The sequence below is a fragment of the Trichocoleus desertorum ATA4-8-CV12 genome, assembly GCA_019358975.1.
GTDB lineage: Bacteria > Cyanobacteriota > Cyanobacteriia > FACHB-46 > FACHB-46 > Trichocoleus > Trichocoleus desertorum_A.
Window position 1 is genome coordinate 1 of the sequence record JAHHIL010000047.1, and the last position, 12,122, is coordinate 12,122.

Here is a 12,122-nt window from a genome sequence, read left to right on the forward strand (position 1 = left end):
CCAAGACAGATGTGATTCGAGAGTTCATTAGGTCGTTGGAGAAGTAGCCTACCTAGCTGTTCGTCTTCGACTCACCGCCTTATATCCCACCGAAGACAGCATGTGGGTTTTACGGCGATTTCTATAAGACTAAAGTCTAAAGCGATCGCTCACACATTATCCCTGACTCAAGCGTATATAAACTTGTACTGATGCTAGTTCCATTAACCCGCGAAAAGTTTGAACAACTGGTGCCGCTCGTGGCTACTTTTCCTCAGTACAAGTATCACTGGGGAAAGCTTTCAGATTTTTTGAAGCGATTACTCATTTCCGTCATCGGAATTGTAGTTGTCGCGATCACCCACTCCCTGATTGGTGAGGCTGGTGGAGTCATCCTTTTCTTTCTAGGAGTTGCCAGCAGCCTTTACTGGCTCTGGGCTCCCATTCTTTGGGCTACCCTCCGAAACCTGGAAGCTCGCAAACCCCGCCATAGTGGTTTTTGGCAAGGCCGCGTCCTAGATGCCTACGTCAGCGAAGAACTGATCGGTACGGAAGAGACCGTGAATAAGAAGGGAGAGTTGGTACTAGTCGAAAATCGCGAACGCCGTTTGAACTTAGAAGTAGGCGACGAAAGTGGATTTAGAATTCCAGTCCAGGTGCCTCTGCGCCGAGAGCACAAAGCCATTCGCCCCGATCAACCCGTCGAGATGGTGGTAATGTCCCACTTGCCTGACTTAAGTCGCATTGCCAAAGTCTCTGACATTTACATTCCAAGTCAAAATATCTGGGTCAGCGACTACCCCCAAGTGCAACGGGATAATTTTCTGGAAGTAAGCCGACGACTACGCTCTGAGCCCAAACCTCGCAGACCATCTCGTCGTCGCGCCGCCATGGATATCTAAACTTTGCGCCTTAGCCAATGCCAGAGTTGTCCTGACCGTAGGCTTTCCAGGCCAAATCCACTAAGCCATTCATAATTGCAGCAGCGACGACAGCACTGCCTTTACGCCCTTCAATGCGAATGTGAGGCACCAACGAATCTTGTAAACGCTGTTTGGTTACTTCAATATCGACAAATCCTGAAGGAGTGCCAACCACCAAAGCTGGGCGGATTTCTTCCGCTTCAATTAAATCCACAATGGCAGACAAGGCAGTTTGGGCCTGACCAATGACAAAAATGCCTTCTGGATAGCGTCGCGCTAGAGTTTCAATGCCCCATGCCGCACGAGTTCTATCTCGTTGGGGTCTCGTTAGGGCGTCCATGCTGCAATATACCGGGTTGGCAAACGTATTTTGGATGTTGGAAGTAATACCAACTTGCACCATTGGTACATCCACCACAATAGTGGTACGCGCTGCTAGAGCTGCGGCTCCTGCTTGCAGAGCTTGTTCCGAAAAGCGAATCAAGGATTTGTACTCAAAATCAGCAGTGGCATAAATCACTCGACGCACAATTTCATATTCAGCCGGGGAAAACGTGTGTTCACCTATTTCTCGGTCGATAATTCCTAAACTTTGAGCGTCCGTAATATGCCACTCCATGCCTAACTTATCCCTCAAATATAGTTTTCAGGGTTTGAGATAGTTATACACTCCTAAGCAGCCACACAGCGTAATTGCTGCATGACTGCTGCTGGCGAGCTAGGCGATCGCGTCGGTATTTCTATGTCTCAGCTGCTTGATATTAGTCTCTGTAAGAGGTTCCGTTCAATTTTACCGACAGTCAAGTCACCCAAAATTAACTCTCAGAGGTGGAAGACTGAGTAAACGTCGGTGATAGGTAGGCGACCAAAGCCCCTAGCATGAACCCCACTACATTGCGAAATAGGGGTAGCCACTCGGAGGTGCGGGTCACCACTGGGCCAATCCCAAAGGCAATAAACAAGATTCCCCACAAAGGCGAGAAGATTAAAGCCCATTGCCAAGCAAAAACTTGACCTTCTTTGCGGGGATGAGCTGCAAAGCCAAAGATCACGCCGCCCACGAGGGAGGTAATTAAGGTAAGAATCCACTGTTCTTGAGGTAAACCGGGCACAACTTGGCACCCACCTCGACGCAGGCAGGTTTTGACTGACTCTAGTGCTTGAATAATGGCTTGATCTTCGCCATTTTCTCGCACAAAGAATTGGTTGCCGTAGCGAGTTTGCAGCTCAATCCAGAAGGTACGCGGCATTAATTCATAAAAGGCATCCCCAACACTAAAGTTAAGGATGTTGCCACCCCGCGCATCAGCCACTAACAACACGCTCTTATCGTCTAAACCCCAGAAGTCCTTGACAGCCCGACCGGGAGTTTGGTCAAACTGAGTCAGAACTCGGAGTTTCCAGCCTGTCTCTGCTTCAAATGCCTCTAAATCTTTGGCCAGAGTTTCTTCTTGAACTCCAGTTAGGTTTTTCGCCAAGTCAATAACTGTAGTTGGCTCACTGGGCAACAACTGGGGATTGTCATAGGCTTGGGCTGCTGGCGCGATCGCCCAGATCGACAACGATAAGCAAAATGTGGCGAGGAAAGTGAGAAGCCGTCGCGGAGAAAGGTACTGCATTGGCAACGCTGGATTCAACCTTAATAAGTGGATGCTATGGGTGATGCTACAAATGAACAACAATCACCTATTTGTTTACACTTGTTTACTTTAATTTAATCTTACGGACTTGGGACGGAAGCCGTCAATTCTACCTGTCGCCTAAAAATCAGGAACTTTTCCGCAGTAACTGGGCTAAATCGGCAAATTATTCCAGCAATTGTGGCGAAACTTGTACTTTAATCGGGCTTGATCGCTAAATTCTGTAAAAACTGATGAAGTTAATGCTGCATCGGCAGAAACAACGAGTACTCTCAAATTAAGAAAACGTAGTGTTGCTTGCTACAAATGCGAGTCGTTTCTGCTGCCAGGGCACTATAAGGATCTGCGGTACTTAAATTTGCTCCCTGTCTGACTATGTCTACTACCCAGTCATTTCAGTCGTCTCATGCTCGGTCACGCTATCCGTATCAGCAGGCCACTTCTGCCCGAAGCAGCCGATCTGTTCGCTTGCAGGATAGTATTGATCCCCGGCGACGGCTGGAGTACGAAGCCGCGATCGCTAGCTGTGATCGAGCCATTGCACGACAACCAGATGATGTCAATGCCTGGTATGAGCGTGGACAGGCACAAGCAAATTTAGGCTCTTATGTAGAGGCGATCGCCAGCTTGAACAAAGCTCTAGCCCTAAAACCTCAGCATACGGCTGCTTTAGTATTTCGAGCCGTAGCGTTTATCCACCTGAGTTGCTATGAAGAAGCTTTACTCAGCTGCAATACCGTTCTGGCCATTCAACCTCATCACTCAGAAGCTTGGTTGTTTCGTGGAGTAGCCTTGCGTTCTTTACACCGCTACCAAGCAGCCTACGCTAGTTACGACAACGCCTTAGGAATTCGCAGACCTTCCCTTTGGCAAAATATTTCAAGAATTCTAGGATGCTTCGCGAGTCGCAACCGTCAACCCTAAGGTTTGATAAGAGTCAGTAGAAGTAGAATAGGATTGAGTGCATTCGAGGGCCAGCTTTCTGGTTACATAAGTCTATAGAAACGATTTACGGCAATCTTCAAGGTCTAAAATCCAGTCAGCTTAAGCAGCTGCAACGTTTGTACCATCAGCGGCTACCGGGCGATCGCCTCACCACATCCGAATTTGCCCAACGACTGGCCGCGATTAGTACAGACCTTAACCAACCTGTTTGTGTTTATATCAATCGTCGAGGTCAGGTCATCCGGGTAGGAGTCGGTACCCCACGACAAACTCAGATTCCACCTCTAGAACTGCCTCGTTATGGAGCCGAGCGTCTCAGTGGCATTCGCTGCTTGGCAACCCAATTAAAAATTGAGCCTCCGAACGAAGCGGCTTTGACAGCGATGGCAATTCAGCGGCTCGATAGCTTGGTGGTGCTTACCTTGTCGGGCGCAGGATTTGAGCGGCGTGGCGGCGGAGCCACTGGATATGTCAAACACGCTTATTTAGCGCATTTAGTCCCCGACTCAGCCGCTAATTGGACTGTTTCATCACCCACCAAGCTGGATGATTTAGCCGATCAAGACTTTCTGGATTTAGTAGAAAATTTAGAAGCCGAGTTTCAGCGTGAGTACGTTGCCCAGCAAGTCGATCGCGATCACGATCAAGTATTGATTGTGGGCTTAATGACTGATGAGCGAAAATCTCAACGCTTCCAGGATGGCCTAGTCGAACTAACTCGCCTGATAGAAACTGCGGGCGGCACGGTTGTAGAAACCCTCACCCAAAAGCGCTCTCGCCCCCATCCGCAAACTGTCGTCGGTGAAGGTAAAGTGCAAGAAATTGCGCTCGCTGCTCAGACAGTGGGTGCAAATCTAATCGCTTTTGATCGCGACCTGCATCCTGCCCAAATCCGCAACTTGGAAACTCAAATCGGCATTCGGGTGGTCGATCGCACCGAAGTCATTTTAGATATTTTTGCCCAGCGGGCTCAGTCTAGAGCCGGGAAGTTGCAAGTAGAGTTGGCGCAGTTAGAATACATGCTGCCGCGTTTGATTGGACGAGGACAAGCCATGTCGCGCTTGGGAGGTGGCATTGGTACCAGAGGCCCAGGTGAAACCAAGCTAGAAACCGAGCGTCGTGGCATTCAAAGGCGAATCTCGCGATTGCAACAAGAAGTGAACCAATTGCAAGCTCACCGTTCTCGACTACGGCAACGTCGCCAGCACCGAGAAGTCCCATCGATCGCGATCGTAGGTTATACCAACGCTGGCAAGTCTACGCTATTAAACACATTGACCAATGCGGAAGTATATACCGCAGATCAGCTCTTCGCGACCCTTGACCCTACCACCCGACGGTTAATCATCCAAGACGTAGTGACGGATGAACCCCGCTCTATTTTGTTGACTGACACAGTTGGCTTTATCCATGAGCTACCCCCGTCGCTGGTTGATGCGTTCCGAGCCACGTTGGAGGAAGTCACAGAGGCAGATGCTTTATTGCATTTGGTAGATCTCTCCCATCCAGCATGGCAAAACCAAATTCGCTCTGTCATGAAGATTTTGTCAGAGATGCCCATCACACCGGGACCCGCGTTAGTGGCTTTCAACAAAATTGACCAAGTGGATGGAGATACCTTAGCCTTGGCCCAAGAAGAGTTTCCTCAAGCTGTATTTCTCTCGGCCAGCGATCGCCTAGGCCTAGAAACCTTACGCCATCGGCTAGCTCAACTCGTGGACTACGCTGTCTCTTAGCAGGTGTAAAAACCCAAAAGCCGAGCGGAGAACTACTGAGCTAGTTTCAAAAAAATTAGTATCGTTATAAAGCTTCAATAAAGCCATAGAGAAGCTGCCAGTTCTGTCAAAAACCTGGGCAAATTCAACTCAGGCTTGCAGATACTAGTATAGTTTTGCATCTATCTATCTCAGTAAGCCCTTTTCACAACTTTGAGCACTGTTTTGTTACTTCATCAAAGGAAATAGGGCAATGTTGAGGTCTCTTACGAACCTGGCTCTTGGGGTTTCTATTTTATCTGCCTTAGGCACTCTCGCGATCGCTCCCGCAGCTTCGGCCTTCAGTTTCAGCGGTGGTAGTGTCACCATTGATGCAACCGATAAAGACAAGTCCTTCACAGTCAACTTCGACGGCAATGTCGCAACGAAAACTGTCGCTGGATTGTCTTCCCAAGCCATCTTTAAGTTCTTGGGCTTTAACACGGCAGGAACCAAAACTGAAGCCGCTTTTGAAGTCACCCTAGATAACACCTCTAGCGGTGGTATTACTTCTAGAACTTCTGCTTTAGGATTCAATGTTAACCAAACGCTAGTCGGTATTGGCGAGGCTTCTGGCAGTGGGAATACCCGCTCTTCGGGAATTTTCACTAACGACAGGTCTGGTTCATTTCCTAATCAGTTTGGTGCAGTTGATGTCTGCTTTACGGACGGTAAGACTTGCCAAGGCGGTAGTAACGGTGGGGTAAAAACGGCTGATTCCCCCGGAAAGTTCTCTTCCACTCTCGCTTTCAGCAGTACCGTATCAAGTTTTACTCTCAGTAACTTTGGAGTTCGTTACCAAAGCATTAATGGTAAAAGCATTGATGGTGATGATTTCAACGGAGACAGTGGCACAGGCCAAGGCACTCCTGTCCAACCTGAGTCACCCAAGCCACCTACTAAACATGTGCCTGAGCCTAGTAGCACCACAGCTCTTGTAATACTTGGTGCTGGGTTGCTCTATGGCCGTAAGAAGCGGTCTGAACTCGCTTAGGTCTAGTTACTCTAATTTCTTTTAGCCCTTCATTCACCTTCTAGCCTTCCTACTGAAATAGTAGGAAGGTTTTTTAATCACGACTACACAATTCAGCGATCGCCTACGTTAACTACTGCCTTCTTCATACGCTTTTTTCAAACAGTCGCGACGCTTCAAAACTACCACTGGAACCAAATTAAACTCGTCGGGCTAAACTAAGATCAAGAAACATTGCTTAACGTTTGAGGTTGCTATGGCTTCTAAAGTTGAAATCTACACTTGGCAGACCTGTCCCTTTTGCATTCGTGCTAAAGCGCTGCTAGACAAAAAGGGCGTTGAATATACCGAATACAGTATTGATGGAGATGAAGCAGCTCGCGCTAAAATGTCTCAGCGTGCTAACGGCAAACGCTCCGTGCCCCAAATTTTTATTGACGACCAGCATATTGGTGGTTGTGACGACATTCATGCTTTGAATGCTCAAGGCAAGCTTGATCAACTTTTGCAGACTGCTGGCTAGTTTGTAGTTAGTTAATTAGTAGTTGGTTAATTAAAGGATTGTGCGAGACTCAAAGCGATCGCACAGACAGCACTGTCTCATCGGTGTAAAAGCGCCACATTGTTGCAGAGGGTAATTCATTGAAATTCGCATTTATTATTGACCCCATTCAAAAACTTGATCCTTGTCATGATACAAGTGTTGCCCTGATGGAAGCAGCACAAGAACTGGGTCATGAAGTGTGGGTGACTCAAGCGAATTTATTGAGTGTGGTAGATGGGAAAGCTTGGGCAATATTAGAACAGGTCAAGTTGACACCGATTCAATTAGTGGATAGCCGCTGGGTTGCTGCTGAATCTTGGTATTCCCTAGAAAGTTCCTTACAAGATTCCACCCAGGCTAAGGGTTTGGGCAACCTGCGTCCGTTAGAAGAAATGGACGTAGTCTTTATGCGAACTGACCCTCCCGTCACTACGGCTTACCTTTACGCAACCTATATTCTGGACTACATTGATCCAGCTAAAACGCTGGTCGTGAATGCACCGAGAGGTCTGAGAGCCGCCAATGAAAAGATGTATGCGCTCCAGTTTACCGAGGCGATCCCCACTACGATCGTGACTCAAAACAAGCAGGTGATTCGCCAGTTTGTGGAGCAGCAAGGAGCGGCGGTTCTGAAGCCTCTCGGTGGCAAAGCGGGTGAAGGCATCTTGTTCTTGGAACCGGGGGATCGCAACCTGAATTCCATGATTGAAATCAGCACCCTACAAGGACAACTGCCAATCATGATTCAGACTTACTTGCCCGAAGCGAAAGCAGGTGACAAGCGAATTATCTTGCTAGACGGAGAGCCGATTGGAGCCGTTAACCGCGTGCCCACGGGCAATGAGTTCCGGGGCAACATGGCCGTGGGTGGCAGAGTCGAGTCAGTAGATATCACACCTAGAGAGAGGGAGATCTGCACTCAGCTAGCTCCAGTATTGCGCCGAGATGGACTAATTTTTGTGGGAATAGATGTGATTGGCGGCTACCTGACAGAGGTTAATGTCACCAGTCCTACAGGTATCCGCGAGATTGATCGCCTCAATCAATCTAGACTGGGCCATCAAGTAGTTCAGTGGCTAGAGAAAGTTAGAGCTAACAAGCTCAGCCTGACTGCACCTGCTTAGGGCGATCGCTGGCAAGGCTGGGCATAGAAACTAAACTTTCAAAACCTAGTTGACTAGAGTTAGACATCCGCCCACTTGCGGAGCAAATTAGCATGGCTTTTAGAAATTAGGTCGAACTCTGTCGTCTTACCCTGTCTATCAAACAAAGCCCGACGAGCTACATCTAAGTCAAACAAGATCTCCCGTTCGTGGGGGTCACGCACTAAGCTTTGCACCCAAGCTACAGCCACTAATCGCACCCCTTCAGTAACTGGGTTAACGCGATGTAGGGTCGAAGAAGGATAAATAATTGCTGAGCCTGCTTCCAGCTTAAACATCGTTTCCCCTTCAACATTCTCAATCACTAACTCACCCCCACCATAACTAGAAGGAGGATTCAGAAACAACGTCAAGGAGACATCGGAGCGTAAAAATTCTTGGCCGCCCATCAAGGCATTATCAATATGGCTACCATAGGACATCCCCAGTTCATAGCGGCTAAACAGCAGCGAGTGGACTCGTTTAGGCTGCACAGCAATTTGAAACAGAGTGTTGCCCTTCAAAGCATTTTGGATGGTTTCCTTCAGGTCCTGGCCATAGCTAGCTTCACTTTTGAGCTGAGTATTTTGCTTGACTAGCTTTGCATGCCAACCAGCAGTGGTTTTGCCATCCACAAAGTCAGCCGTATCTAGGATAGAAACTACAGAATTCAGTTCTTCTGACGTAAGGACATCAGGAATAGTCAGCATCATTGCAAGCAACCTCGGACAGCAGCAATAACGAAAAGGAATAAACCACAGACTGGCCGAGTTCTAGCTTAAGTCGGCTTGTGGCAGTTTTAGGCAGCGACGAACTCAAAAACTTGTAGAATGAGTGACTTATTTATAAAGTACATAAAGAACTGAGGAGAAATACTCAATGCGTACAAAGTCGGCTGGGCTACTACTACTTCTAGGTTTGATCGCTCCTGTAGCGGGATGTGGTACAGAAAACGAAACCACCCCACCTGTTGAGCAGAATGGTGGAGCAGGAACTACGACTTCTCCATCTCCCACAACTTCTCCTTCCCCAGATGCCCAAGGCAGTGCTGGCGAAGGTGGCGAAGGCGGCGAAGAAGGAACTACGACTTCTCCATCTCCCACAACTTCTCCTTCTCCTGCTGGCGAAGGCGGCGAAGGTGGCGAAGGTTAAAGCTGAGAGTTTCAGTTTCAACTGAACACCGATTAACCTACCGTTGGAGCCGTAACATCCCGATCGCTTTTTGCAATTTGGGGCGTAACGGCTCTATATAGGCAGGCCAGCCAACTAAAATGGGTTGCTTGTGGGCCAGCGTTTCTGGATCAAGCGCGTCTGGGGTAAAGCGAATCGGTTCTCCTTCGAGATCGCAGCAAACTAATCCTGCTGCTTTTGCAAGAGCCAAAGGCCCGGTCGTATCCCAAAGCTTGACCCGACCATTAAAGTAAACATAAAGACCAGCGCGGCCACAAATCACTTCCATCACCTTCAGGCCGAAGCTGCCTAGCGTGCCAAATTGCACATCCGGGATTAGTCGAGCGATCGCTTCTCCAAAGTTATTTTGGTCTTTTGTCCCGATGATCATGGGGCAAAACCCAGATTGAGGCGGCGGCGGCTCTACAGGCTCCAACCGCGTGCTATCCTGCCCAGGTTTTTCTTGAAACAATCCCCAACCACAGCCACCGTAATACATCTGGTTCAGCATTGGCGCATAGACCCAACCCGCGATCGGCTGGTATTCCTGCAACAGCCCTACCATAATGGCAAACTCTGCTTTGCCTTTAATAAAATCCTCAGTACCGTCTAGCGGATCAATCAGCCAAAGCCGCGAGTAGTCAGCCCCAAAAGCTTGCCTTGACTGAGCATTTTCCTCGGTAATCAAACCATCGTGAGGAAATAAAGTTGAGAAAGCTGCTGTCAATTCTCGATCTAAAGCGCGATCGACATTGGTTACGTAGTCATCCGGACCCTTTTGAGAAATTTGGAACTGCTCTTTCGCCATCCGTTCTACTTGCAAACCGCAACTACGAATCACTTGGCGAATTTTTTGGTCTTGTTCAGCAGAAGGCAAGGGCATAGCGGGCGATCGCAACAGGGCTAGAAGTATCTATCTTAGAGGTCACTCCCGTCAGTCTACACGATTGGCATAAAAAAACGGGCTAACCCGTTTTAGTGGTTAACCCGTAAGCTTGGGAACGCGCAGAGAAATTACTTTTGCAGAACTAGTTTAACGTTGGCATTTTGCAGACCAGGCCGCTTAACTTCTGCCAGAGTCTTATTAACTGCGTACTTTTGATTGATGGAGTTGATGAGTTCGGTTTGGTTGTGCTTCTTAGCAACGCCCCAGAGGTCAGCGATGAGGTCGAAAGAACCATCACTATTACGAGACCAGCCTAGGTCGTATTCACCTTCGAGAACAGCAACGATGTCAGAACGAACTCTTTGACCGTTGTAGCCACGTACATCAGCTTCAGATTTGACCGTAATACCCAAATCACCCAAAGAAGCTTTCAGGATTTCTGCATCAGTAATCTTGGTACGTAGAGTGCTGAAGTGAGACATTTCGGATTTCCTCCTGGAGAGATTGAGAGAAACGACAACGTTTGATTTGATGAGATGTTTACCGCGATACTGGCACGGTATTTTGTCAAACTGCTAGCAAAAATTTGCTAGCCTTTCCTCCTGTTGGGAGCAGGAGTGAAAGCCTTTTAGAACTCCAGTCGCTGATACTCTGCGACGGAAGATGCAGCAGGTCGCGCGCGCTGCCTTGCCCAGTCTCTTAGGGCTGTCACCTGCTCATTCATTGTTTTAGATAGAGGCAATGTTGACTTGATGGCAGCAATAATGTCGAGCTGAGTAAATTCACGCTCTTGGGCAAATGCCTCGTACATTGCTGCAATCAAAGCCTGTTCAATTTCCGCCCCGGAAAAACCTTCGCAAACAGTCGCGAGCTGGTCTAGATCAAACCGAGCAATTTCACGCCGCCGCTTGCTTAAGTGAATATTGAAGATCTCTGTGCGCTCCTCTTTAGTTGGCAGATCGACAAAGAAGATTTCATCGAAACGCCCTTTTCTGAGGAACTCCCCTGGTAAACGCTCCACCCGGTTGGCAGTTGCCATGACAAATACCGGAGAGGTTTTTTCTTGCATCCAGGTGAGGAAGGAACCAAAAATACGGCTGGAGGTACCACCATCAGAATCCGCAGAACCAGTGCTACCTGCAAACGCTTTATCAATCTCATCGATAAACAGGATTGCTGGAGAGATCGATTCAGCTGTTTTTAAGGCATTACGCAAATTGGCTTCAGAGCGACCTACCATCGAGCCATCATAAACTCGTCCCATGTCCAGACGAATCAGTGGCAAACCCCAAAGTCTAGAAGTAGTTTTAGCAATCAGGGACTTACCGCAACCCGGAACCCCCAAAATCAGCATACCTTTGGGCTGAGGTAGTCCATACTCTCTAGCTCTCTCTGTGAAAGCGTTAGAGCGTTGCTTGAGCCAGCGCTTGAGTTCTTCTAAACCACCGACAGAATCAATTGTCTCGTCTTCTTCGATGTACTCTAAGATGCCATTACGGCGAATGAGCTGCTTCTTTTCCGATAAAACAATATCTACTTCCGCCTCTGTTAAGCGGCCTGCGGTCACTAAGGCTTTACGATAAACTTTCTCGGCTTCATCTCGGGTAAGTCCCAGAGCCGCCTTTAGGAGCTTTTCTCGTGCTTCAGTTGTAATCCGACGGTTGCGAGGCTGTTGGTCTAGCTGTTGGGATAGCACTTGATTCAACTCAGCCATCGTTGGCAGAGTGAAATCGAGCACTACAACTTCCTTTTCTAACTCAATCGGAACTTGCTGCACGGGAGACATCAAAATAATAGTTTTTTGTGTTCCCTTAAATCTGGCGATCGCATCTCGAAGTCGCCGCGTTACTGCTGGAGAATCTTTGAAGGGGTGTAGATCCTTGAACAGGAACACACCAGATGGCTGCCGAATGGCCCAATCAATCGCTGCTTCTGGAGAGACAGTATTGCTTTGCACTGGGCTACGGGACTGTTCGTGACCCACCATGCCCTCAGTCATTGTCCAAATAAACAGCTGAGGCCGTTGGGGTGATCTAGCTTGAACAATTGCGGCAACTGCCTGCTCAGCCCGCTCCTCTTCAGAGGTAACTAGATAGATAAGAGGGTATTGAGCTTGAATTAAAATATTGAGCTCTTCTTGCATAACCATCGACCTACTAGAGACGG

13 protein-coding genes are annotated in these 12,122 nt (G+C 48.3%); 7 read left to right on the forward strand and 6 right to left on the reverse strand.

Features of this window, described 5'->3' with window-relative positions:
* Positions 1-191 precede the first annotated feature (191 nt).
* Positions 192-881 carry a phosphate ABC transporter permease gene (locus KME12_22335; protein ID MBW4490527.1) on the forward strand — a complete coding sequence of 230 codons (690 nt, stop codon included), beginning with the start codon at positions 192-194 and terminating at the stop codon, positions 879-881.
* A gap of 10 nt (positions 882-891) precedes the next feature.
* Here the strand turns inward: KME12_22335 and KME12_22340 are convergent, their stop codons facing one another.
* Both KME12_22340 and KME12_22345 read right to left on the reverse strand, forming a co-directional pair.
* Positions 892-1,521: a precorrin-8X methylmutase gene (locus tag KME12_22340; GenBank protein ID MBW4490528.1), complete on the reverse strand. Its 630-nt coding sequence runs from the start codon at positions 1,519-1,521 to the stop codon at positions 892-894.
* 196 nt (positions 1,522-1,717) lie between these two features.
* The gene (locus tag KME12_22345; GenBank protein ID MBW4490529.1) at positions 1,718-2,521 is read right to left on the reverse strand and encodes a TPM domain-containing protein; all 804 of its coding nucleotides are present in this window, start codon (positions 2,519-2,521) and stop codon (positions 1,718-1,720) included.
* A 396-nt stretch (positions 2,522-2,917) separates the two neighbouring features.
* Between KME12_22345 and KME12_22350 the strand changes: the two genes are divergently transcribed.
* The 5 genes from KME12_22350 to gshB all read left to right on the forward strand — a co-directional run bounded on the left by KME12_22350 (position 2,918) and on the right by gshB (position 7,882).
* Positions 2,918-3,466 (forward strand): tetratricopeptide repeat protein, encoded by a 549-nt coding sequence (locus KME12_22350; GenBank protein ID MBW4490530.1) that lies wholly within the window; start codon positions 2,918-2,920, stop codon positions 3,464-3,466.
* A 74-nt stretch (positions 3,467-3,540) separates the two neighbouring features.
* On the forward strand, positions 3,541-5,223 hold the full coding sequence (hflX, locus tag KME12_22355) for a GTPase HflX (protein MBW4490531.1): 1,683 nt from the start codon (positions 3,541-3,543) through the stop codon (positions 5,221-5,223).
* 232 nt (positions 5,224-5,455) lie between these two features.
* Positions 5,456-6,235 (forward strand): cistern family PEP-CTERM protein, encoded by a 780-nt coding sequence (locus tag KME12_22360; protein ID MBW4490532.1) that lies wholly within the window; start codon positions 5,456-5,458, stop codon positions 6,233-6,235.
* 235 nt (positions 6,236-6,470) lie between these two features.
* Positions 6,471-6,737, forward strand: coding sequence for a glutaredoxin 3 (gene grxC / locus KME12_22365; protein MBW4490533.1), 267 nt, complete (start codon positions 6,471-6,473; stop codon positions 6,735-6,737).
* A gap of 119 nt (positions 6,738-6,856) precedes the next feature.
* Positions 6,857-7,882: a glutathione synthase gene (gene gshB, locus KME12_22370; protein ID MBW4490534.1), complete on the forward strand. Its 1,026-nt coding sequence runs from the start codon at positions 6,857-6,859 to the stop codon at positions 7,880-7,882.
* 59 nt (positions 7,883-7,941) lie between these two features.
* Here gshB and KME12_22375 read toward each other — a convergent pair whose 3' ends face one another.
* Complete coding sequence (locus KME12_22375; protein ID MBW4490535.1) at positions 7,942-8,613, reverse strand: Fe2+-dependent dioxygenase; 672 nt, start codon at positions 8,611-8,613, stop codon at positions 7,942-7,944.
* A gap of 166 nt (positions 8,614-8,779) precedes the next feature.
* Between KME12_22375 and KME12_22380 the strand changes: the two genes are divergently transcribed.
* On the forward strand, positions 8,780-9,052 hold the full coding sequence (locus KME12_22380) for a hypothetical protein (GenBank protein ID MBW4490536.1): 273 nt from the start codon (positions 8,780-8,782) through the stop codon (positions 9,050-9,052).
* Positions 9,053-9,089: 37 nt separating this feature from the next.
* On the opposite strand, the gene KME12_22385 is transcribed toward KME12_22380, so the two are convergent.
* From KME12_22385 to KME12_22395, 3 genes are all read right to left on the reverse strand, one after another.
* A complete protein-coding gene (locus KME12_22385; GenBank protein MBW4490537.1) occupies positions 9,090-9,953 on the reverse strand; it encodes an inositol monophosphatase family protein in 864 nt (287 codons plus the stop codon).
* Positions 9,954-10,084: 131 nt separating this feature from the next.
* Positions 10,085-10,438, reverse strand: a complete 354-nt coding sequence (locus KME12_22390; protein MBW4490538.1) for a DUF1257 domain-containing protein — start codon at positions 10,436-10,438, stop codon at positions 10,085-10,087.
* Between the two features lie 146 nt (positions 10,439-10,584).
* Positions 10,585-12,099 (reverse strand): AAA family ATPase, encoded by a 1,515-nt coding sequence (locus tag KME12_22395; protein MBW4490539.1) that lies wholly within the window; start codon positions 12,097-12,099, stop codon positions 10,585-10,587.
* Positions 12,100-12,122 lie beyond the last annotated feature (23 nt).

What these genes read in the sequence shown, in the direction of transcription:
- KME12_22335 (MBW4490527.1), top strand. Translation starts at nt 192, where the DNA reads ATGCTAGTTCCATTAACCCGCGAAAAGTTTGAACAACTGGTGCCGCTC.
- KME12_22340 (MBW4490528.1), bottom strand. Translation starts at nt 1,521, where the DNA reads ATGGAGTGGCATATTACGGACGCTCAAAGTTTAGGAATTATCGACCGA.
- KME12_22345 (MBW4490529.1), bottom strand. Translation starts at nt 2,521, where the DNA reads ATGCAGTACCTTTCTCCGCGACGGCTTCTCACTTTCCTCGCCACATTT.
- KME12_22350 (MBW4490530.1), top strand. Translation starts at nt 2,918, where the DNA reads ATGTCTACTACCCAGTCATTTCAGTCGTCTCATGCTCGGTCACGCTAT.
- KME12_22360 (MBW4490532.1), top strand. Translation starts at nt 5,456, where the DNA reads ATGTTGAGGTCTCTTACGAACCTGGCTCTTGGGGTTTCTATTTTATCT.
- grxC (MBW4490533.1), top strand. Translation starts at nt 6,471, where the DNA reads ATGGCTTCTAAAGTTGAAATCTACACTTGGCAGACCTGTCCCTTTTGC.
- KME12_22375 (MBW4490535.1), bottom strand. Translation starts at nt 8,613, where the DNA reads ATGATGCTGACTATTCCTGATGTCCTTACGTCAGAAGAACTGAATTCT.
- KME12_22380 (MBW4490536.1), top strand. Translation starts at nt 8,780, where the DNA reads ATGCGTACAAAGTCGGCTGGGCTACTACTACTTCTAGGTTTGATCGCT.
- KME12_22385 (MBW4490537.1), bottom strand. Translation starts at nt 9,953, where the DNA reads ATGCCCTTGCCTTCTGCTGAACAAGACCAAAAAATTCGCCAAGTGATT.
- KME12_22390 (MBW4490538.1), bottom strand. Translation starts at nt 10,438, where the DNA reads ATGTCTCACTTCAGCACTCTACGTACCAAGATTACTGATGCAGAAATC.
- KME12_22395 (MBW4490539.1), bottom strand. Translation starts at nt 12,099, where the DNA reads ATGCAAGAAGAGCTCAATATTTTAATTCAAGCTCAATACCCTCTTATC.